Source organism: Actinosynnema sp. NPDC049800 (assembly GCF_040656635.1).
Classification (GTDB): Bacteria; Actinomycetota; Actinomycetes; order Mycobacteriales; family Pseudonocardiaceae; genus Actinosynnema.
In genome coordinates this window covers 1-20123 of sequence record NZ_JBFAMT010000073.1, presented here as the reverse complement: position 1 = coordinate 20123, position 20123 = coordinate 1, and the positions used below count along the sequence as shown (strand labels likewise).

Below are 20123 nucleotides of genomic sequence, written 5' to 3'. Positions count from 1 at the left end.
CCCCGGACGTCCCTGACCGGAGCCGCGCCGCGGATCAACGGTTGGCGAGGCCGTCGATCCGCAGGGTGGCGGAGGCGTCCCGGTGGGCGCCGGTGCCACCGACGTGCTTGTCGCTGATTCCGGTGCCGTTCTTGAGCACGTGGTAGAGCGCCATGCCGTGACCGCGGCCCAGGTCGTAGTCGTCCTTCAGCCATTCGAGGACGACGCCCGCCTTGGTCGTCGCGCCGTAGCCGCGGTCGCCCGCCTCGGCCAGCAGTTCGGCGGGGGTCTTGCCGGTCTTGCGCTCGATGGTGTCGAGGTACGCCTGGAAGGACATGGCCTGCTCCCGTTCGTCGGTGTGCGGCCAGCCTAAGACAACTTTGACTGTCTTGACAAGATTATTTGTCGGACTCAGATCCAGAGCAGCTCGGCGCCCTTGAACAGGTGCAGGCAGCTCTCCGGACCTTGCAGGCTCATGCGGAGGCTGCCGTCCTCGGACACGACTTGGGCGCTCTCCTCGAACGCCAACCCCCAGGCGGCCACCTGGAACTCCGGCTCGCGCTCCACCACGGCGAACAGGCGCGGAGCCTCCTCCGCCACCCACTCACGCTCATCACTGGTCATAAACGGAACGGTAAACCCGACTGGTCGGATTGACTAGACACCTGATCAGGTGACCCGACGGCGCGAGACCGCTGCGGCAGACTGTCGGCGATCAAGGCCCGAGGAGACCCCATGACCAGCAACGACCGCAGCCCGGTCGACTACCGCGTCGGCCTCGCCCACCGCCTGCGCGAGCTGATGCGCCGCAGAGGTGTGACCAAGGCCGACATCCAGGCAACGTTGGGCTGCTCGGAGTCGAAGGTCGGCAAGATCCTGCGCGGCGACCACTCGATCGCGCCGCTGGAACTGGTGGCTCTGCTCGACCTCCTCGGGGTGGCGGAGGAAGAGCGCGCCGATCTGGTGCACCTCGGGGAGGAGGCGCGCAAGCGCCGTCCCAAGACGCCTTGGGGCGCGGCCATCCCGGACCGGCTCCGGAAGTACTTCAACACCGAGGAAACCGCGCGGCGCATCGAGGCGTACCGGCCGGATCTGCTGCACGGGTTGGCGCAGACCGAGGCCTACGCCCGCGCGGTGATCGAGACCAACCCGGCGCTGCGGCCCCACGAGGTCGAAAGCCTGGTGCAGGCGCGGTTGGCCAGACAGCGGAGGTTGGCAGGGCCCCACCCACCCGAGTACGTCCTCGTGATCAGGCAGTCGGTGCTGCGGGCCCCGGTGGGATCGCCGGAGACCCGGTTCGAGCAGTTGCGGCACCTGAAGAGGTTGGCCGAGCTGCCTCACGTGACCGTGCGGGTCATCCCGGACAGCGTCGGCCTGACCAGCGCGCTGTACTTCCCGTTCGAGATCCTCACGCCACCCGGCGACCTGCGGAAGACCGTGTACGTCGAGACGTTGACGGACGGCCTGTTCGTCGACGAGGAGAGCCGGATCTCCCACTACGAGGGGGTTTTCCAGGAACTTCTGGCGGTCTCGGCCACGGACCTGCTTGATAGCGTTGAGGTATGACCTGGCGGAAGAGCAGCTACAGCGGGAACAGCGGCGGGAGCTGCGTCGAGGTGCGGGCCGGGCTGGACGCGGTGCGGGACTCGAAGAACGTGGACGGGCCCGTGTTGGAGGTCAGGCCTGCTGCTCTGAGGGCGTTCCTGAAGGCGCTGCGGACCAGCTCGCCAGGAGCTTGAGGCGCTCCTCGGTCGGTGAACCCACGCGAGCGGTGTAGACCGCGAGCACGATGTCCGGGTCGCCGGTCGGTTGCAGGGTCTCGTAGTCGAGGTCCAGGTCGCCGACCACGGGGTGGTGGATGAGCTTGGTGCCGTGGGTCTTCTCCAGCACCTTGTGCTGCGCCCACAGCTTGCGGAACGTCTCGTCCTTCACCGACAGCTCACCCACCAACGCCGCGACCCTGGCGTCGTCCGGGTAGCGGCCCGCGTCCAACCTGAGGAACGCCACCATGTCGGCGGCGACGGTGGGCCAGTCGCGGTAGAACGTGCGGGATTCCGGGCGCAGGAACGTGTGCCTGGCCGAGTTGCGGTCCTCCGGCGGCAGGTCGCCGAAGCCGTAGAGGGCGTCGGCCAGGGGGTTCCAGGCGAGGATGTCCGAACGGCGGCCCATCACGAACGCGGGCACGTCGACGGCCATCTCCAGCAACCGCCGCAGGCCCGGTCGGACGCGTTGGGGCGCGGGCCGCTTGGCCGGCGCCGGGCGGACGAGGTTGCGCAGGTGGGCGCGTTCGGTCTCGTCCAGGCGCAGCACGCGGGCGACGGCGTCCAGCACCGAGTCGGAGACGGCGGGCGTGCGGCCCTGTTCGAGGCGCATGTAGTAGTCCACGCTCACGCCGGCCAGCATCGCCAGCTCCTCGCGGCGCAGGCCCGGCACGCGCCGTCGACCGCCACCGGGCAGGCCGACGTCGTCCGGGCGGACGCGAGCCCGGCGGCTGCGGAGGAATTCGCCCAGGTCGTGGTTCACCCACCCAGTATGGCCGCCTGCCGCGTGCCGAGCCTGGGTACTGCCAGACCTAGGGAACGCGGTCCCACAGGCTGACCAGAGCCTCTGGTACCCGCGGTGACCAGGTCCAATGTTGTCGCCATGACCTACGACCTGAACAACCGCACTGCCGTTGTCACCGGTGCCGCGAGTGGCATCGGCGCCGAGATCGCGCTCGTCCTCGCCCGATCCGGGGCGAAGGTCGCGCTGCTGGCCCGCCGCGCGGACCGGCTCACCGACCTGGCCGACAAGATCGCCGCCGAGGGCGGGCAGGCGCTCGCCGTGGCCGCCGACGTCACCGGTGACCTCACCGACGCCGTGGCGGCGGTCCACACCGCCTTCGGCCGGGTCGACCTGGTGGTGAACAACGCGGGCGTGATGCTCGCGAACCCCCTCACCGAGGGCCGGGACGACGAGTGGCACCGGATGATCGACACGAACCTCAAGGGCCTGCTGAACGTGACCAAGGCGTTCACCGCGGACCTGGTCGAGGCGGGTGCGACCGGCACCGCCGACCTGGTGAACATCTCGTCGATCGGCGCGCACCTCACGTTCCCCAACTACGCCGTCTACACCGCCACCAAGGCCGCCGTCACGCACCTGTCGGCGAACCTGCGCACGGAGCTGGGCCCGCTGGGCGTGCGGGTGACGAACATCGAGCCGGGCCTGGTGCACAGCGAGCTGGCCGACCACATCGACAACCCGGATGTGGCGGCGCACCTGGCGCAGTGGCGGGAGGACGTGCCGCCGCTGAACCCGGCCGACATCGGCGACGTGGTCGGGTTCGCGACCAGCCGACCGGCGAACGTGAACCTCCGGCAGCTGGTGGTGCTGCCGACCGTGCAGGCCTGATGGTCCGAGCCGCCCGTCGACGGGAGTCGGTGGGCGGCTCAACTCGACCGGCGGCCCCGGTACGCGCGTTGCTGGCACGCCCGAGAGCAGTACGCGCGGGGCCGCCCGGACGCCGGTTGCACCACCGGTTGACCACAAACCCAACAGGTTTCATCACGCTTTACATCACGCTGACGGATCAGCAGCTCGATGCCGTCGAGCACCCGGGCCAAGCCGAACCCGAAGGGGTCCAGCTGGTCGAAGCCGCCGGTCTCCCACAGCCGGGTCAACGTCGGGTAGCGGTCGAAGCGGGCGAACAACGCGTCCCGCGCACCCCACCACTCCTCGTCGCTCACCCCGGTGCCGCGCTCCGCCCGCGCGGCCTCGACCAGGGCGGACGCCTCGGCGTCCACGAAGCGGGCGACCAGGCCGACCGCCGCGACCACCTCGGCCGGCGTGAGACCGGTGTCCGCGAGGATGCTCAACGCGTGCTCGTAGTGGGCGAGCGCGTTGGGCCCCGGCACGTACCGAGCGGGGAGCTCGGCCAGCCACGGGTGCCGTTCGCGCAGCTCCCAGCTGTGCCGCGCGAACGCCTCCAGAGCCGGCCGCCAGCCGCCGTCCGCCGACGGCAGCGGGTCGCCGTGCACGGCGTCGCGCATCAGGTCGACCAGGTGGTCACGGCCGGGCACGTGGCGGTACAGGGACATGGTGGTGAAGCCGAGCCGTTCGGCGACCTTGCGCATGGACAGCCGGGCCAGGCCCTCGGCGTCGGCCACCTCGACCGCCGCGCCCACGATCGCCTCCAGGCTCAGCCCTCCCCGCCCGTCCCAGAGCAGCTCGACCGAGCGGTCGGGATCGCCCGCTTTCGCCATCACGCCTCCATGATATACAACTTATGGTTTACGCCATAAACACCTTGGGGGCTGTTCATGACCGATTTCCACGTCTCACCCACCGGGGACGACTCCGCCGCGGGCACGGCCGCCGACCCGTTCCGCACACTGGAGCACGCGCGACGAGCCGCGCGTGCGGCGGGAGGTGCCGTCACCGTGCACCTGAGGGCCGGCACGCACGTGCTGACCGAGCCGTTCGAGCTGACCGAGGAGGACTCCGGCGTCGTCTACCAGGCGTTCGGCTTCGGCACCGACGCGCGGGAGGAGGCCGTCCTGAGCGGCGGCCGGGAGGTCGCCGGGCGACGGGGGCCGGACGGCGTGTGGGTGGCCGAAGTCGGCGACCTGGTCACCCGCCACCTGGTGGTGAACGGGCGGCGGGTCGAGCGCGCCGGCGTGGACGGGCTGCCCGGCACGGTCCGCCGCACGGCGACCGGCTACGTCACCGACCACCCGCCGGCCTGGCGCAACCCGTCCGGCGTCGAGTTCGTGCACCGGGGCGTCTACCCGTGGACGGAGGCGCGCACGGCGGTCGCGTCCGCCACCGCCGACGGTGAGATCACCATGGCGCAGCCCGGGTTCGGCTGGGCCGTGGACCTCTACAACTCGGAGTGGTTCGGCCAGGTGATGTCCGGTCCCCCGGCGCCGACCCGGGTGGAGAACGACCCGGCGTTCCTGACCGAGGGCACGTTCGCGCTGGACCGCTCACGGCCCGGCGAGCACGTCCTGCACTACCTCCCCCGCCCGGACGAGGAGCCGCACGTGGTCGCGCCCGCGTTGGAGGTGCTGGTGCGCGCCACCGGCGTGCGGGACGTGGCGTTCCGGGGCGTGGTGTTCGCCGACACGACGTGGCTGCGGCCGGGCAGCGACCGGGGTTTCCTGCACTACCACTCGAACGGCTACTACGACGGCGGCCGGATCGGGAAGGTGGAGCCGGCCGAGGGCGCGTGGCTGACCGTGCCCGAGGAGCACGAGGAGATCCCCGCCTGCGTGCGGCTCGACGGCACGTCCGGTGTGCGGTTCGAGGGCTGCCGGTTCACCAGGCTCGGCACGACCGGGCTGGGCGCGACCGGCGGCGCGGACCTCGTCGTGCGCGGCTGCGACTTCGACACCCTCGCCGCGTCCGCGATCTCGATCACGGGCACCAGGAAGGCGTTGGTGGAGGACAACCTCATCGCGCACGTCGGGCTGGACCACTCCGGGTCGGCCGGCATCACGTTCCACGACACCGAGGACTGCACGGTCGCGCACAACCACGTGCGCGACGTGCCGCACAACGGCATCGTGGCCAACCCGGCGCGCGGCGGCACCCGCATCACGCGCAACCTGGTGACCGGCGCCATGGGCGTGCTGGCCGACGGCGGCGGGGTCTACCTGTCCGGGCGGCAGGGCGACTCACCCGAGAACGGGGCCGTGATCAGCGGGAACGTCATCGAGGACACGCGCACGCCGTACAACTTCGGCCTCTACACCGACTACGGCGCCACGTGGGTGACGGTGGAGGGGAACGTGGTCGCCCGCGCGGACAACACGTCGGTCCTGCACGTCTACCCGCCGTTGGAGCACGTCGTCTACCGGGGCAACTTCTGGGACGCCGACCCGGTCGGCAGCGACGCCGTGCCGGACGGCGTCACCTACGAGGGCAACACCACGATCGCCGACCCGGCCGAGCTCGACGCCGCCGCGGCGGACGTCCGGGCGCGGGCGGGCCTGCTCACGAGACGGGCCTGACGAACGGGAACAGCACGGTCTGCCGGATCGAGGCGCCGGTGAGCATCATCAGCACCCGGTCCACGCCCATCCCGAGCCCGCCGGTGGGCGGCATCCCGTGCTCCAGGGCGTCGAGGAAGTCCTCGTCCAGCTCCATCGCCTCGACGTCGCCGCTGGCCGCCCGCAACGACTGCGCCCGGAGCCTGCGGCGCTGCTCCAGCGGGTCGGTCAGCTCCGAGTAGGCCGTGCCGATCTCCGCGCCGAACGCGACCAGGTCCCAGCGTTCGGCCAGGCGGGGATCGGCGCGGTGCGGCCGGGTCAGGGGCGAGACCGAGGTCGGGAAGTCGGTGTAGAAGGTGGGCTCGACGGTGTCCGGCTCCACCAGCCCGTCGTACGCCTGCTGCACCAGCGCGCCGTGGTCGGCTTCGTCGGCCGGTTCGAAACCGTGGGCCGCCAGCAGCGAGCGCAGCTCGGGCACCGGGGTGTCCGGGGTGACGGTCGTCGACAGCGCCGTGGAGACGGCGGTGTAGACCGGGATGACGGGCCACTCCCCCGAGAGGTCCACCTCCTCGCCGTCGCGGACGGCGATCGGGCGGCCGTGCGCGGCGACGGCGGCGCGCTGCACGAGTTCCCGCACGAGGTGCCGCATCGTCGTGTAGTCGGCGTAGGACTGGTAGGCCTCCAGCATGGTGAACTCGGGGTTGTGCGAGGCGTCCGCGCCCTCGTTGCGGAAGTTGCGGTTCAGCTCGAAGACCCGGTCCACGCCCGCCACGCACAGCCGCTTCAGGTACAGCTCGGGCGCGATGCGCAGGTACATGCGCATGTCGTAGGCGTTGATGTGGGTGACGAACGGCCGGGCGTTCGCGCCGCCGTGCACGGTCTGGAGCATCGGCGTCTCGACTTCGAGGTAGTCGCGGTCGTGCAGGAAGTCGCGGATGCCGCGCACGACGTCGCTGCGCAGCCGTAGCATCCGGGCCGAGTCGGGGTTCACCGCCAGGTCCAGGTGCCGCCTGCGGACCCGGGCCTCCGGGTCGGACAGGCCCTTCCGCTTGTCCGGCAACGGGTGCAGGCACTTCGCGGTCACGGTCCACTCGTCGGCCAGCACGGACAGCTCGCCCCGCCGCGAGTAAACCACCTCGCCGCGCACGCCGACGTGGTCGCCGAGGTCGACGCCCGCCTTCCACGCCACCAGGTCCACGCGCCGGGCGTCGAGCATGAGCTGGAGCTCGCCGGTGAAGTCGCGGACGCGGGCGAAGCACAGGCCGCCGAGCTCGCGCAGCGCCACGACCCGGCCGGTCACCGAGACGGTCTCGCCGAGGAGCTGCCGCGCCTGGGCCAGGGAGTGCTCACGCGGGTAGTCCACCGGGTACGGGTCGATGCCGGCGGCACGCAGCCGGTCCAGCTTGGCGAGGCGGACGCGGACCTGCTCCGGGCGGCGCGGCGGTGGCGGCTCGACCTCGATCGCGTCGATCTCGGCGACGGCCGCGGCGAAGCCCGTGTCGACGGTCCCGTGGGCCGGCGCGCGCGAGGACCCCCGCTTGACCAACGACCTCAGGCTCGGCACGAACCCCTCGGCGACGCCGGCCGCGACGCTCACGCGGGGCAGGTGGCGGGCACGGGTGAAGCACAGGTAGCGGGGCAGCCACTCCGGGCCGTACTTGGCGTTGGACCGGTACAGCGATTCCAGCTGGAAGAACCGGGACGCGAGGCTCAGCACCGCGCGCCACGTCCGCAGCACCGGTCCCGCGCCGATCCGCCCGCCTTCCTCGAACACCGCGCGGAACATGGCGAAGTTCAACGACACCCGCTCGACGCCGAGCCGGGCGGCGGCGGCCACCAGCTCGGCCACCATGAACTCGTTCAGGCCGTTCTCGGCGGCGCGGTCGCGGCGCATCAGGTCCAGCGACAGCCCCCGCCTGCCCCACGGCACGAACGACAGCAGGCCGCGCAGCTCGCCGTGCGCGTCGTAGGCCTCGACCATCACGCACCGGCCGTCGGTCGGGTCGCCCAGCCTGCCCAGCGCCATGGAGAACCCGCGCTCGGTCTGCGCGCCGCGCCACCGCTCGGCCAGGTCGAGGATGGCGGCCAGCTCGTCGGCCGGTATGTCGGCGTGCCGCCGCACGCGGGCGGTGTGCCCGGCGCGCGCCACCCGGCTCACGGCCTGCCGCACAGCCCGGCGCTCGGGACCGGTCAGGGTGAACTCGCGCACGTCCAGCACGGCCTCGTCGCCGATCTCCAACGCCTTCAGGCCCGCCGCCGCGTAGACGTGCGCGCCGCGTTCGCTCGCGCCGAGCACGCCGGGCAGCCAGCCGTACCGCCGCGCCTCGGCCAGCCACGCCTGCACCGCCTGCGGCCACGCCTCCTCGTCACCCACGGGGTCGCCGCCGGCCAGCGTGGTGCCGGCGAGGACGCGGTAGGTGAGCGCGGCGCGGCCGTTCGGGGCGAACACCACGCTCTTGTCGCGGCGGGTGGCGAAGTAGCCGAGCGAGTCCGGCTCGCCGTGCGCGGCCAGCAGCCGCCGCACGGCCAGCTCCTCGGCGTCGTCCAAGGACCGGCTCGACCGCACGCCGCGGAAGAACACCCGCAGCGCGGCGATCGCGACGAGCATCCCGCCGAACCCCAGCAGGACGCCCAGCCACGGCGGGCCCTCGCCGCCGCGGCGTCGGGGCAGCACCTCGCCGGTGATCTGGTTGGCCGCCCAGCCCAGCTTGTGCCACGTGCCGTGCAGGTGCCCCGGGAACAGCTCGGTCAGGCCCCAGCCGAGCAGGGACAGCACCAGGATCCCGCCGACGAGGACGACGAGCGTCCGCTGCCAGGCGCCGGCGGCCAGCTCGGCCGGGAACGCGTCCCTGACCGCCAGCAGCAGCACGATGACCGCGACCGTGACGACGACGAAGCTGCCGAGGTCGACGGTCACCCCCAACCGGTCCGGCGGCTCGTCGGGGCCGAGGAACGGTCCCGGGTCGATCCAGTAGCGGATGATGAGGAGCAGCACGACGCCCGCGTTGAGCACCTGGAACAGCAGCAACGTCCACAGCGCGGCTCTCTTGCGCCTGCGCAGGGCCGCGCCGAGCACCACCAGCACCAGGGCGATGAACAGGTTCGCCTCGACGGGTAGGCCCAGCAGGTACGAGACCCGGAGAATGCCCCTGGCGAGGTCGGACTCCTCGTCGATCAGGAACAGCAGGAGCGACGCCGCGGCCGCCACCTGGACGACGGTCGCGACCACTCCCGCCGTCCGCCACTTCCACCTGGCCACCGCCACGACACGCTCCAAGGAGGTTCCGGTTGTCCACCATGGTCGCCTCCCTCGCGGGTCGCGTGCACCTGCGGTCATCCGGGCGTGTCGACGGGCCGGCGGTGGTGCTCAGCTCGGCGCTGGGCGGCGCCTGGTTCGACTGGGACGCGGTGGTGGCGTTGCTGCCGGACGCGCGCGTGCTGGTGTTCGACCGGCCGGGCACGGGGTGGTCCGGGCCCGCGCTCGCGCCCGCGACGCTGGCCCGTGAGGTGGCCGTGCTGGACGCCGTGCTGGCCGGAGAGCCGTCGGCGGTGCTGGTGGGGCACTCGATGGCCGCGCTGCACGTGGAGGCGTGGGCGCGGCTGCGGCCGGGTCGGGTGCGCGGGGTGGTCCTGGTGGACCCCGATCCGGAGGCGCCGGGCGGCGGTCGGCCGTTCGACCTGTCGGCGCTGGTGGCGCGGTGGGTGCTGCGGGCGGGGCTGGACCCGCTCGTGGCCGCCCAGGGGTTGCGGCTGCGGCGGTGGGTGGTGCGCGGGTCGACGCTCGGCCGGCGTGATCCGGCCTCGCCCGCGGTGGTGCGGTCGGTGTACGGGCGGCCGTCGGTGACGCGGGCCGTGCTGGAGGAGTTGGCGTCCTACCCGGCGCAGGTGGCCGCGGTGGAGCGGTTGCGGGCGTTCCGGCCGTTGCCGCCGGTGCCGTTCACCGTGCTCACGGCGGGTCGGCGGGAGTGCGCGGCGCACGTGGCGCTGGCCGCGTCGACCCCGACCGGGCGTGCCGTGCGGGTGCCGGGCAGTCGGCACATGGTGCCGGTCGACCGGCCGGACGCGGTGGCGTTGGCGGTGCTCGCGGCGTTGCGCGGCGGGTGAGCGGGAGGGGCGCGGCGGAGGGGGCACGGTACTCCCGTCCGGCGTCGTGCGCGATGTGGCGGACGGACCATGTGAAGCGTCTCGCACTACGCGCAATTACCCCGGCGTCGGTGTCACGCTGGTCGCGTAACCGTGCAACAAGGTCCCGGGGACCAGCGACGAAGCCGGCCCCGAGGGAGGACGGTCGACGATGACCTCGACAGAGGTAACCGCGCCTTACGGCAACGGGGCGGGCAGCGCCCCCACCGGCAAGAAGGTGCGCATCCACCACCTGCGGGAGCTGAAGGAACGCGGCGAGCCGTGGCCCATGCTCACCGCCTACGACATGTACACCGCGGAGCTCTTCGACGAGGCGGGCATCCCGGTGCTGCTGGTCGGCGACTCCGCGTCCAACAACGTCTACGGCTACGACACGTCGCTGCCGGTGACCGTGGACGAGCTGATCCCGCTGGTCCGGGGCGTGACCCGGTCGGTGAAGCGGTCGCTGGTCGTGGCCGACCTGCCGTTCGGCTCCTACCAGGTGTCGGTCGAGCAGGCCGTGGCGACGGCCGTGCGGTTCATGAAGGAAGGCCGCGCGCACGCGGTGAAGCTCGAAGGCGGGAAGCACTTCGCACCGCACATCGAGGCCATCGTGCGGGCGGGCATCCCGGTCATGGCGCACATCGGGTTCACCCCGCAGAGCGAGCACCAGCTCGGTGGCTACCGGGTGCAGGGCCGCAACGACGCGTTCGACTCGGTGGTCGAGGACGCGCACGCCGTCGAGGCCGCGGGCGCGTTCGCGGTGGTCTTGGAGATGGTGACCAGCGAGGTCGCCAAGCAGATCACGCACGACCTGGTGATCCCGACCGTCGGCATCGGCGCGGGACCGGACACCGACGCGCAGGTGCTCGTCTGGCAGGACATGATGGGCTTGCGCCGCGGGCGCGCGCCGCGGTTCGTGAAGCGGTACGCCGACGTGGCGGGCGTGATGAAGTCGGCGGCGGAGCAGTTCGCGGCCGAGGTGAAGGGCCACCAGTTCCCCGGCCCCGAGCACACCTTCCACTGATCTCGTGACCGTGGTCGCCGTGCGGGCTCCGGCCGGCACGGCGACCACGTGCATTTCCACGCGGCGCCGGCGAATGCGCGGTGAGGCGGAACAGCTCGGCTGCGGACTACCTCGCCCGGCGATTTCCGAAGTGGTGCGGGCCACGATTTGTGCGGGCCGTGACCGGAATGCCTGTGCCACGATCACGGCGGAATGCACCACTCGGGTTCGGCACGGGGCGGTCCGCCATGGTGTCCAGCGACGCGGGGCCGCCGGCCGGCGCTCACAGCCCGTGGCGGCGCACCATCGGCATGATCACGTCGGCGTTCGCCCGCCACGCGCACTCCGCGCAGGCGCGGGAGATCGTCAACAACACCGTCAACACGGTCACCGTCACCGAGGGCGGCACGCTGGCCGGGCACGTGCTGCAGACCGGCTCGCTGACCGGCGACGTGGACATCACCGGGTGATCCACTCGACGGCGCTCTCGGGCAGAGTGGGCCCCATGTACCCCGAGATCGAACCCTACGACCAGGGCCTGCTCGACGTCGGCGACGGCAACCGCGTCTACTGGGAGGTGTGCGGCAACCCGTACGGCAAGCCCGTGGTGTTCCTGCACGGCGGGCCCGGCGGCGGTTGCGCGCCCGTGCACCGCAGGCTGTTCGACCCGGCCGCGTACCGGATCGTGCTGATCGACCAGCGGGGCTGCGGCCGGTCCCTGCCGCACGCGTCCGAGCACGGCACGGACCTGTCGGACAACACCACCTGGCACCTCGTGTCCGACCTGGAGCAGGTTCGCGAGCACCTCGGCGTCGACCGGTGGCAGGTGTTCGGCGGGTCGTGGGGGTCGACCCTGGCGCTGGCGTACGCCCAGACGCACCCGGAGCGGGTGACCGAGCTGGTGCTTCGGGGCATCTTCACGTTGCGGCGCAAGGAACTCGACTGGTACTACGGCGGCGGCGCGGGGTTCCTGTTCCCGGAGCCGTGGGAGGACGTCGTGTCACGCGTGCCCGAGGGCGCGGACGTGATCGAGACCTACGGGCGGCTGCTGAACGACCCGGACCCGGCCGTGCGCGAACCGGCGGCGGTGGCGTGGAGCGTGTGGGAGGGGTCGACGGTCACGCTGCTGCCCCGGCCGGAGTTGGTGGAGACGTTCGCGCAGCCCCGGTACGCGCTGGCGTTCGCGCGGATCGAGAACCACTACTTCCGGCACGGCGGGTGGTTGGCGGAGGGGCAGCTGCTGCGTGACGCGGGGAAGCTCGCGGGCATCCCGGGCGTGATCGTGCAGGGCCGCTACGACCTGGCCACGCCGGCCGTGACGGCCTGGGACCTGCACCGGGCGTGGCCGGGGTCGGAGCTGGTGGTGGTGCCGGACGCCGGGCACGCGTTCGACGAGCCGGGCATCCTGCGCGCGCTGCTCGCGGCGACCGACCGGTTCCGCGGTTGATGGACCGCTTCACCGCCCGCGTCCTCCGCGACGGCACGCCTGTCGGCGCGGGGTTCCTGGTCGCGCCGGACCTCGTGCTCACCTGCGCGCACGTCGTCGGCCCCGGGATGGAGGTCGACTTCCCGCTGGTCGGGCCCGACCGGGTGGTGGCGGAGGTGGTGCACCTCGACGTCGAGCGGGACGTGGCGGGGCTCCGGCCGGCCGCGGCGCCGCCGGACGTGCGGCCGGTGAGCCTGGTCGACCTGCCGGACGTGCGGGGACGGCGGGTGCGGGCGTTCGGCGTGCCCCACCGGAGGCCCGACGGCGTGTGGTCGACCGGCATGGTCGTCGGCCGCAGCGCCCAGGGCAAGCTCCAGGTGGAGGACGACCGGGCGCACGGCGTGCCGATGAGCCGGGGCTTCAGCGGCGGCCCGGTCATCGACGTCGACACCGGCGCGGTGATCGGCATGACCGTCGAGGTGGAGAGCCGCCCGGAACGCCGCACCGCCTATGCCCTCGGCGCCGCCGCGTTGCACGAGAGCCTGCCGGAACTGGCCCGGCCACAACCGTCGCCGTTCCGGGGCTTGGACGCGTTCCAGCCGGGCGACGCGGAGTGGTTCTTCGGCCGCGACCGACTGGTGGACGACGTGCTGGCGCGGCTGGACGGCGCCGGGCTCGCGGTCGTCACCGGCCAGTCGGGCGCGGGCAAGTCGTCGCTGGTGCTGGCCGGTGTGGTGCCCCGGCGGCCGGGCTCGGTCGTGTTCCGGCCCGCTTCCGGCAGCACGCCCTGGCAGGCGGCAGCGGCCGCGCTCGACGTCGAGGAGCTGACCGCCGAGGGCTTGGCCGACGCGGTCGACCGGTGGTCCGGCCGCCACGGCCACGAGCGGGTGCTGCTGGTCGCCGACCAGGTGGACGAGGCGCTGGCGCGGTTCCCGGCCGAGACCCCGGACCTGCTCGCCGCGCTGCTCGCCCTGCGCGGGCCTCGGCGGCACGTGGTGCTCACCGTCGGCACGCGGGCGTTGGACGCCTTGCTGTCCGACCGTCGGCTCGGCGTGCTCGCCGAGCACCTGGTCCTGGTCACCACCTCCGACGACAACCTGCGCGAGATGGTCGAACGGCCGCTGGACCGCGTCGGGATGCCCGTGTACCAGGAAGGGCTGGTGCGGGTGCTGCTGGACGACGTGGCGCACGAGCGCAACCCGCTGCCGCTGCTCCAGTTCACCCTCACGTTGTTGTGGGAGCAGCAGGAACGCGGCGTGCTCACCCACGACGCGTACCAGGCGCTGGGTGGCGTGCCGGGCGCGGTCGCGGACTACGCCGAACGCGTCTGGCGCACGATCGGCCCCGAGGAGGACGTGCGGCGGCTGCTGGTGCAGCTCGTGAGCCCGGTCGAGCCGGACCGGTTCGTGCGGCGCGTGCTGCGGCTGGACGACCTGGCCGACCCGTCGTCGGCCAAGGCGCTCGCGGCCACCCGGTTGGCCACCAGCGACGGCCGGACCGTGGAGCTGGCGCACGAGACGCTGATCCGGCGGTGGGACCGGCTGCGGACGTGGGCCGAGGAGGACCGCGACTTCCGGACGTGGCAGGACGAGCTGGACCGCGACGTCACCAGGTGGTCGCGGACGCGGGAACGGGCGTTGCTGCCCAGGGGCAGCGCGCTGCGGCGGGCACGGCACGAGCTGCGCGACCGCGAGCCGGACTTCCAGCCGGCGCAACGGGAGTTCGTCGCCGCCGGGCGGCGGGCCTCGGTCCGGCGGGCCTTCTGGCGGGTCGCGGTGGTCGAGCTGGTGGTGCTGATGCTCGTCGCGGTGGGCGTGATCGTGGTCCGCACCCGTGCCGTCGACGCCGAGAACCGCGCGGTCGGCGCGGCCGACACGTTGTTGCGGCGCGGCGCCTACAGCGGTGACCGCAACGGGTTGCTGCTGGCCTTGCGCGCCTACCGCACGCACGACTCGATGGCGACGCGGACCGCCTTGCACACCGCGTACACCGGGTTGCGGCACGCCGAACTGCTGCTGGACGGCGTGTCCGACGCCAAGCACGTCAACCGCTCCGGCACGCGCATCGTCACGATCGCCGAGGACCGGCGGCTGACCTCCTGGGACGTCACCCGCGTGCCCGCCGTTCCGGTCGGGCTGCGCGAGTCCGACGAGCTGGGCGCGTACGAGCCGACCTGGCTCGGCGACGACTTCGTGGTCGCACGCGCCGGTCCGCGAACCGTCGTGTGGGACGCGCGGACCGGGGAGGTCACGCGGCGGATCGAGGGGTTCGGCAACCGGCTGGTGGCCGACCCGACCGGGCGGTGGCTGGCCGCGTTCATCCTGGCCGACCCGCCGAGCTCCGACTACCGGGTGGTCGACCTCGCCGGCGCCGACCCGGTGTCCGTCGACGGGCGGTTCGCCGGCTCGCCGGGCGACCCGGGGTTCGCCGGGCTCAGCGACCACCCGCGACCCGTCGCCGTGCTGGACACCGGCGAGCTGGTGGTCGTGACCGGTGCGGTGACCACGGCGTTGTCGCCGGCCGGGTCACGTCCGCTCGCCGTGCCCGCCGGCGCGCGGGTGGCCGACGTGGGTGTGTCCGAGCCGGTGTACCTGGAGTGCGACGGGCAGTGGCGCGCGCGTGGCGTGCTCACCGGCGCGCTGCACGCCGCGCAGACCACGCCGGACTGCGAGCACGAGGTGGTGTTCGGCGGTGACCGGCGGTGGCTCGCGGTGTCCGGTGAGCAGAGCGTCACGGTGCTCCGCGACGGCGAGCCGACGCGGCACGCCGAGGTGCCCGCGGGCTTCCGGCCCGTCCGGCTGCTGTCCGACGAGGACGGTGGGCACCGGGTGGTGCTCATCGCCTCCGGTTCGGCGCTGGTGCTGCGGCTGCCGCCGATGACCGGGTGGGAGCGGTCGCGGTACTACGACCACTACCCGTACTCCTCGGGCCCGGTGCTGCCGATCCCGGGGCACCGGGTGCAGGTGTCCAACTCCGACGAGGTCGAGGTGTGGGACACCGGCACGGGTGAGCTCGTCGCGGCACGGCCTGCCGTCGTGCCCGCGCGGTCGGCGGACCGGACGGGCTCGGGGGTCTGGCTGGCCGCCTCACCGGACCACCGGGTGCTGACCACGTCGGTGGCCGGCGACCCGACCGTGCGGGTGTGGCGGCTGCCGGACCTGGCGCCGCTGGGCGAGTTCACCGCGCCGCACCTGTCCGCCTCGTCCTCCACCGGGGTGACCGCCGTGCGGTTCCTGGACCACCGGCGCGCGCTGGTCGTGCACAACGACACGGTGAGCGTCTGGGACCTGCCGGACCGCCGACAGGTAGCCGGGCCCTACCGGCTCGACGGGAACGTGTTCGACGGGTCGGATTTCAGCCTGGTGCACAACCCCGTGCGCGACGAGCTGATGGTCGAGGTGCCCGGTTCCGAGGAGCGCTGGCGGCGGTACCGGCTCGCGGACGGCGCCTACCTGTCCGACGCCGACATCGCGCCCGGCAGCCTGGACTTCGCGGACGGGAGCTTCGCGCGGCCCGCGATCGACCCCGGCGGCCGGTACCTGGCGCTCTACTGGGGGCAGGGCGTCGAGGTGTGGGACCTGGACACGCGGGCACGGGTGGACCGGCTGCCCTTGACGGACCAGCGGTTCAACGTCGTCGGCCTTCGGTTCGGCGCCGACGCCGACGAGGTGCTGGTCGAGCTGTCACCCGACTTCACCGGACCCGGGCTGCTCACCCGGCGGTGGCAGCGCAACCGGTTCTGGGGCGTGCCCGCGTGGTTCGGCCAGGACGCGTCGTCGGTCGAGGTGGTGGCCGAGGAGCCGCCGTGGGTGGCCGAGCTGTGCCGGTTGGCGCGCAACGGACCGGCCGAGGTGGAGCCCGACGCGCTGCCGGAGGCGGCCTGGCACGGGCCCGTGTGCCCGTAGCCCCGGGCGCTCGGCCCGTCAGGGGCGCAGCGCCGCCTCCAACGACGCGCGCGCGTCCACCAGTGACGGGCCGTACCAGGTCAGGTGGCGGCCCGAGACGTGGACGGGGCGCAGGCCCGGGAAGAACTGCGGGCCGTCGTCCGGGGTGAACAGGTACGGCTCGTCGGGCAGCACGACGAGGTCGGCGTCCTGCAGTTCGCGCAGCTCGGGGCGCGGGTAGCGCTCGGGGTGGTCGGCGAAGGCGTTGACCACGCCCAGGCGCAGCAGGACGTCGCCGGCGAACGTGTCGCGGCCGAGCACGACCCACGGCTTGCGCCACACCGGGACCACGGCCCGCGTCCACGGCGGCGTCACCTCGCGCCACAGCCGCTCCGCCTCGACCAGCCAGTCCGGCTCCACGTCCCACGCCGTGCCGAGCAGGCGGCGCAGCGAGCCCAGCGCGGCGGGGACGGTGGCGGGTGCGGCGGTGACCCACACCGGGATGCCGTCGGCACGCAGCCGTTCCACGTCCTCGGGGCGGTTCTCCTCGCTGTTGGCCAGCACCAGGTCCGGCCGCAACGCGAGCACCCGGTCCACCACCGGGTACTTCGAGCCGCCCACCCGGGTGACGTCGAGGTCGGGCGGGTGCGTGCAGTAGTCCGTGGCACCGATGAGGACAGCGGGGTCGACCGCGTCGGTGACGAGGGCCTCCGTCAGCGAAGGCACCAGACTCACCACGCGGGTGGGCGGGCCGGGCAGCGGGACCGGCTCGCCGAGGTCGTCGACCGGCAGCATCAGACGTCGTCGCTCTCCGGGCCCGCGTGCGCCCCGTCGCGGCGGTCGATCGCGGTGAACGCCCCGGTTCGAACCTGCGCAAGCATCGCCCAGCCCTCCACGTCCGCGATCGGGACGCCGACCGTACCCCGCCACCACACCGGTCGCGAGCCCCCGCACCCGGCGCGCGCGACCTCAGCGTTCGGCCGCGACCAGGGTCGCGCTGTGCGGGCCCAGGCCGAGGGCGGTCGCGATGCTCAGGTCTTCCCCCGTGTCGACGTCGCACCGCAGCGAGGGCCAGTCACCGGTCAACGCCACCGCGCCGCCGACCTCGTGCGCGTGGGCCGATCCGACGCCCAGCCGGGGGTTCAGGTCCGTGCCGGGCGCGGCGAGCAGCAGCGTCGTCCCGGTGCCCGGGCGGTCGGCGCAGAAGGCGCGGCGCCCGTCCGCGCTCGCGATGGCCGAGGACAGCTCGGCCGGTCGCAGCGCCGGGAGGTCGGCGTGCAGCACGCCGACCGCCGCGCTCGGGTCCCGACGCCGCAGCACCCCGGCGCCCGCGCGGACCGCCGCGTTCAACCCGGCGCCGGGGTCGGGGGACGACTCGACGCCCAGCGCGGCCACCTCCTCCACCACGGCCGGGTCGGACGTGACCACCAGCACCCGGCGCACTCCCGCCGCGGCCGTGACCGCGGTCAGGGTGTCCAGGGCGAACGCGAGCGCCAGGGCCGCGCGCGCGACCGGGTCCGCGGCCACGTCGGCCAGCCTGGTCTTCGCCCGCGCCAACCCCTTCACCGGGACCACGAGGTCCACCGCGCCGCGCCTCCCCCGGTCAGCCACCGGGCCGTGTCTCGTCGGGGATCGGCGTGTTCTGGTAGGCGGCGATCCGCCAGCCATCCAGGCCGTTGGCCAGCACCCAGGTGGCGCGGACGGATCCGGTCGCCGACTCGGCGTCGTCGGGCGAGAGGTCGCCGCCCTCGGTGATCACCAACGCGACGCCCGGTTGCAGGAACCGCAGGTCCACCACGTCCTGCACCAGCGTGGTCCCCCGGTCCGCGGCGGCGAACTGCTCGGTCACCGCGTTCCGGATCACCTCGCGGCCCCGCAGGAACCGGTTGTCCGACAGGATCATCCTGGCGTTCTTGGTGTAGGCGTCGGCGAACGCGTCCGCGTCCTTGCCCGCCCACGCGCGCACGATGCCGTCGAGCACCTCCCGCACCCTGACTTCCTCGTTGCGCGCCCGACCCGTGTCCGGTGTGGTCGTACTGGTCATGGTCTCCCCCGCGTTCCCCTCGGCGCCCCCGACGAGGGGGCCGCCCGGAACCGTTCCGCTTTCGGCCTCCGCCGATCGTGTTCGGTGGCGGTCACACCGGCATCTTCCGAGTTGCGGTGTTGCCGGTCGGCGCGCCGCCGATCGCCGGTGCCGGGTGATCCACTCGGCCGTAGGTCGTGGTGCGCTGCCGGGCCGGGCGACCGGCCAACGCCGCGGTGGCGTGGAGCTGGGTGGCGGTGCGGGCGGAGCCGTGTTCGGAGCCGGCCATGCGGCTGATGGTCTCTTCCATGAGGGTGCCGCCGAGGTCGTTGGCGCCGCCCCGGAGGACTTCGGCGGTGCCGTCGTCGCCGAGCTTGACCCAGGAGCACTGGACGTTGTCGACGCGGCCGTGCAGGGCCAGGCGGGCGAAGGCGTGCACGGCCCGGTTGTCGCGCCGGGTGGGGCCGGGGCGGGCGACGCCGGCGAGGTAGATGGGGGCGTTGCGGTGCACGAACGGCAACCCGACGAACTCGGTCAGGCCGCCGGCGCGGTCCTGCAACGCCGCCAACGCCCGGAAATGCCCCAGCCAGTGCCCGGGATGGTCCACATGGCCGTACATCATCGTGGAGGAGGACCGGATGCCGACCTCGTGCGCGGTCGCGACGACCTCCAGCCAGGTGGCGGCGGGCAGTTTGCCCTTGGTCAGCACCCAGCGGACGTCGTCGTCGAGGATCTCGGCGGCCGTGCCGGGGATGGTGTCCAGGCCGGCGGCGCGCAGTTCGGTGAGCCATTCGCGGACGCTGACGCCGGCTTTGGTGGCGGCGGCGACGATCTCCATCGGACTGAACGCGTGCACGTGCATGCCGGGGACGCGGGTCTTGATCGCGCGGACGACGTCGGCGTAGTAGGTGACCGGCAGTTTCGGGTCGATGCCGCCCTGCATGCACACCTCGGTCGCGCCCGCGTCCCACGCCTCCTGCGCCCGGTCGGCCACCTCGGCGATCGAGAGCCGGAACGCGTCCGCGTCCCGCTCACGCTGCGCGAACGCACAGAACCGACACCCGACATAACAGACATTCGAGAAATTGATGTTCCGGTTCACCACATACGTGACATCGTCGCCGACCACCTCGGCACGCAACTCGTCCGCAAGCCGGGTCATCGTCTCCAACGCCGGACCGTCGGCCGTCAGCAGCGCCATCGCCGCGTCGGTGTCGTCGAGGATCCCGGCCGGGTTGTCGGCGGCGAGACGCAACGCGCGGGCGGTGTCCTCCGGCAACCGTTCGATCGCCTTGGGGACGGTGAGTGACGCCCAGTCGCCGTAGACGCTGTCGAAGTCGCCACGCCGGTCCTCGGTACGACCCTCGGTGTCGATGGCGGTGTTCAGGTCCGCGCGTCCGTAGGTGTCCAGACCACCATCGGGTTCCTGCCACTCACGACCCACAACGGGGGCGTCGGGGTCGGCCAGACCGTCCGGCCGCGCCAACGCCGCGATGTGTGCGGTCAGCCGGGTGTCGATCCACTGACCCGCCGTCGCGGTCACATAGCGGGGATAGACGGCAAGGCGTTCCTGGAGGTCGAAGCCCGCTGCGCGGGTGTGCTCGGCCAGGGTGTCGACGTGGGGCCACGGGCGTTCGGGGTTGACGTGGTCCGGGGTCACCGGCGACACACCACCCCAGTCGTCGATACCGGCGCGGAGCATGAGGGCGAA

The 20123-nt window shown here is 73.1% G+C and carries 18 protein-coding genes; 9 read left to right on the top strand and 9 right to left on the bottom strand.

What is annotated here, in order from left to right:
* Nucleotides 1-34 precede the first annotated feature (34 nt).
* Together AB0I91_RS40730 and AB0I91_RS40725 are read right to left on the bottom strand one after the other, a co-directional pair.
* The gene (locus AB0I91_RS40730; protein ID WP_499617868.1) at nucleotides 35-316 is read right to left on the bottom strand and encodes a DUF4287 domain-containing protein; all 282 of its coding nucleotides are present in this window, start codon (nucleotides 314-316) and stop codon (nucleotides 35-37) included.
* 74 nt (nucleotides 317-390) lie between these two features.
* The gene (locus AB0I91_RS40725) at nucleotides 391-603 is read right to left on the bottom strand and encodes a hypothetical protein (protein ID WP_498774618.1); all 213 of its coding nucleotides are present in this window, start codon (nucleotides 601-603) and stop codon (nucleotides 391-393) included.
* Between the two features lie 111 nt (nucleotides 604-714).
* Here AB0I91_RS40725 and AB0I91_RS40720 point away from each other — a divergent pair, with 111 nt between their 5' ends.
* Nucleotides 715-1545 (top strand): helix-turn-helix domain-containing protein, encoded by an 831-nt coding sequence (locus tag AB0I91_RS40720; protein WP_499617869.1) that lies wholly within the window; start codon nucleotides 715-717, stop codon nucleotides 1543-1545.
* Entirely contained in the window at nucleotides 1542-1718 is a 177-nt protein-coding gene (locus AB0I91_RS40715; protein WP_499617870.1) for a DUF397 domain-containing protein, read from the top strand. The genes AB0I91_RS40720 and AB0I91_RS40715 overlap by 4 nt, the downstream gene beginning before the upstream one ends.
* Here the strand turns inward: AB0I91_RS40715 and AB0I91_RS40710 are convergent.
* Nucleotides 1657-2502, bottom strand: coding sequence for a helix-turn-helix transcriptional regulator (locus AB0I91_RS40710; RefSeq protein WP_499641689.1), 846 nt, complete (start codon nucleotides 2500-2502; stop codon nucleotides 1657-1659). The genes AB0I91_RS40715 and AB0I91_RS40710 overlap by 62 nt on opposite strands.
* A 120-nt stretch (nucleotides 2503-2622) precedes the next feature.
* On the opposite strand from AB0I91_RS40710, the gene AB0I91_RS40705 reads away from it, so the two are divergent.
* Complete coding sequence (locus tag AB0I91_RS40705; RefSeq protein WP_499641687.1) at nucleotides 2623-3372, top strand: SDR family oxidoreductase; 750 nt, start codon at nucleotides 2623-2625, stop codon at nucleotides 3370-3372.
* A 38-nt stretch (nucleotides 3373-3410) separates the two neighbouring features.
* Here AB0I91_RS40705 and AB0I91_RS40700 read toward each other — a convergent pair whose 3' ends face one another.
* Nucleotides 3411-4223, bottom strand: a complete 813-nt coding sequence (locus AB0I91_RS40700; RefSeq protein WP_499641697.1) for a TetR/AcrR family transcriptional regulator — start codon at nucleotides 4221-4223, stop codon at nucleotides 3411-3413.
* A gap of 57 nt (nucleotides 4224-4280) precedes the next feature.
* On the opposite strand from AB0I91_RS40700, the gene AB0I91_RS40695 reads away from it, so the two are divergent.
* Nucleotides 4281-5972 (top strand): right-handed parallel beta-helix repeat-containing protein, encoded by a 1692-nt coding sequence (locus AB0I91_RS40695; RefSeq protein WP_499641685.1) that lies wholly within the window; start codon nucleotides 4281-4283, stop codon nucleotides 5970-5972.
* Here AB0I91_RS40695 and lysX read toward each other — a convergent pair.
* The gene (lysX, locus tag AB0I91_RS40690) at nucleotides 5956-9216 is read right to left on the bottom strand and encodes a bifunctional lysylphosphatidylglycerol synthetase/lysine--tRNA ligase LysX (protein WP_499641683.1); all 3261 of its coding nucleotides are present in this window, start codon (nucleotides 9214-9216) and stop codon (nucleotides 5956-5958) included. The two genes, AB0I91_RS40695 and lysX, sit on opposite strands and share 17 nt — an antisense overlap.
* A 32-nt stretch (nucleotides 9217-9248) precedes the next feature.
* Here lysX and AB0I91_RS40685 point away from each other — a divergent pair, with 32 nt between their 5' ends.
* From AB0I91_RS40685 to AB0I91_RS40665, 5 genes are all read left to right on the top strand, one after another.
* On the top strand, nucleotides 9249-10055 hold the full coding sequence (locus tag AB0I91_RS40685) for an alpha/beta fold hydrolase (protein ID WP_498774654.1): 807 nt from the start codon (nucleotides 9249-9251) through the stop codon (nucleotides 10053-10055).
* Between the two features lie 190 nt (nucleotides 10056-10245).
* Nucleotides 10246-11100: a 3-methyl-2-oxobutanoate hydroxymethyltransferase gene (gene panB / locus AB0I91_RS40680; RefSeq protein WP_053721535.1), complete on the top strand. Its 855-nt coding sequence runs from the start codon at nucleotides 10246-10248 to the stop codon at nucleotides 11098-11100.
* Between the two features lie 227 nt (nucleotides 11101-11327).
* Nucleotides 11328-11549 carry a hypothetical protein gene (locus tag AB0I91_RS40675; RefSeq protein ID WP_499617875.1) on the top strand — a complete coding sequence of 74 codons (222 nt, stop codon included), beginning with the start codon at nucleotides 11328-11330 and terminating at the stop codon, nucleotides 11547-11549.
* Nucleotides 11550-11584: 35 nt separating this feature from the next.
* Nucleotides 11585-12526, top strand: a complete 942-nt coding sequence (pip, locus tag AB0I91_RS40670) for a prolyl aminopeptidase (RefSeq protein WP_498774600.1) — start codon at nucleotides 11585-11587, stop codon at nucleotides 12524-12526.
* Entirely contained in the window at nucleotides 12526-16410 is a 3885-nt protein-coding gene (locus AB0I91_RS40665; RefSeq protein WP_499641681.1) for an nSTAND1 domain-containing NTPase, read from the top strand. The genes pip and AB0I91_RS40665 overlap by 1 nt, the downstream gene beginning before the upstream one ends.
* Before the next feature lie 18 nt (nucleotides 16411-16428).
* Here the strand turns inward: AB0I91_RS40665 and AB0I91_RS40660 are convergent, their stop codons facing one another.
* The 4 genes from AB0I91_RS40660 to cofH all read right to left on the bottom strand — a co-directional run.
* Nucleotides 16429-17184, bottom strand: coding sequence for a helical backbone metal receptor (locus AB0I91_RS40660; RefSeq protein WP_498774596.1), 756 nt, complete (start codon nucleotides 17182-17184; stop codon nucleotides 16429-16431).
* A gap of 174 nt (nucleotides 17185-17358) precedes the next feature.
* Nucleotides 17359-17973, bottom strand: a complete 615-nt coding sequence (gene cofC, locus AB0I91_RS40655; RefSeq protein ID WP_498774594.1) for a 2-phospho-L-lactate guanylyltransferase — start codon at nucleotides 17971-17973, stop codon at nucleotides 17359-17361.
* A 19-nt stretch (nucleotides 17974-17992) separates the two neighbouring features.
* Nucleotides 17993-18433 (bottom strand): SgcJ/EcaC family oxidoreductase, encoded by a 441-nt coding sequence (locus AB0I91_RS40650; protein ID WP_498774592.1) that lies wholly within the window; start codon nucleotides 18431-18433, stop codon nucleotides 17993-17995.
* Nucleotides 18434-18524: 91 nt separating this feature from the next.
* On the bottom strand, nucleotides 18525-20123 hold a 1599-nt coding region (cofH, locus tag AB0I91_RS40645), incomplete at its 5' end, for a 5-amino-6-(D-ribitylamino)uracil--L-tyrosine 4-hydroxyphenyl transferase CofH (RefSeq protein ID WP_499641679.1).

Bases quoted from the DNA above. Each gene is read 5' to 3' on its own strand.
- AB0I91_RS40730 (WP_499617868.1), bottom strand. From the start codon at position 316: ATGTCCTTCCAGGCGTACCTCGACACCATCGAGCGCAAGACCGGCAAG.
- AB0I91_RS40725 (WP_498774618.1), bottom strand. From the start codon at position 603: ATGACCAGTGATGAGCGTGAGTGGGTGGCGGAGGAGGCTCCGCGCCTG.
- AB0I91_RS40720 (WP_499617869.1), top strand. From the start codon at position 715: ATGACCAGCAACGACCGCAGCCCGGTCGACTACCGCGTCGGCCTCGCC.
- AB0I91_RS40715 (WP_499617870.1), top strand. From the start codon at position 1,542: ATGACCTGGCGGAAGAGCAGCTACAGCGGGAACAGCGGCGGGAGCTGC.
- AB0I91_RS40705 (WP_499641687.1), top strand. From the start codon at position 2,623: ATGACCTACGACCTGAACAACCGCACTGCCGTTGTCACCGGTGCCGCG.
- AB0I91_RS40700 (WP_499641697.1), bottom strand. From the start codon at position 4,223: ATGGCGAAAGCGGGCGATCCCGACCGCTCGGTCGAGCTGCTCTGGGAC.
- AB0I91_RS40695 (WP_499641685.1), top strand. From the start codon at position 4,281: ATGACCGATTTCCACGTCTCACCCACCGGGGACGACTCCGCCGCGGGC.
- AB0I91_RS40685 (WP_498774654.1), top strand. From the start codon at position 9,249: ATGGTCGCCTCCCTCGCGGGTCGCGTGCACCTGCGGTCATCCGGGCGT.
- panB (WP_053721535.1), top strand. From the start codon at position 10,246: ATGACCTCGACAGAGGTAACCGCGCCTTACGGCAACGGGGCGGGCAGC.
- AB0I91_RS40675 (WP_499617875.1), top strand. From the start codon at position 11,328: ATGGTGTCCAGCGACGCGGGGCCGCCGGCCGGCGCTCACAGCCCGTGG.
- pip (WP_498774600.1), top strand. From the start codon at position 11,585: ATGTACCCCGAGATCGAACCCTACGACCAGGGCCTGCTCGACGTCGGC.
- AB0I91_RS40665 (WP_499641681.1), top strand. From the start codon at position 12,526: ATGGACCGCTTCACCGCCCGCGTCCTCCGCGACGGCACGCCTGTCGGC.
- AB0I91_RS40660 (WP_498774596.1), bottom strand. From the start codon at position 17,184: ATGCTGCCGGTCGACGACCTCGGCGAGCCGGTCCCGCTGCCCGGCCCG.
- AB0I91_RS40650 (WP_498774592.1), bottom strand. From the start codon at position 18,433: ATGACCAGTACGACCACACCGGACACGGGTCGGGCGCGCAACGAGGAA.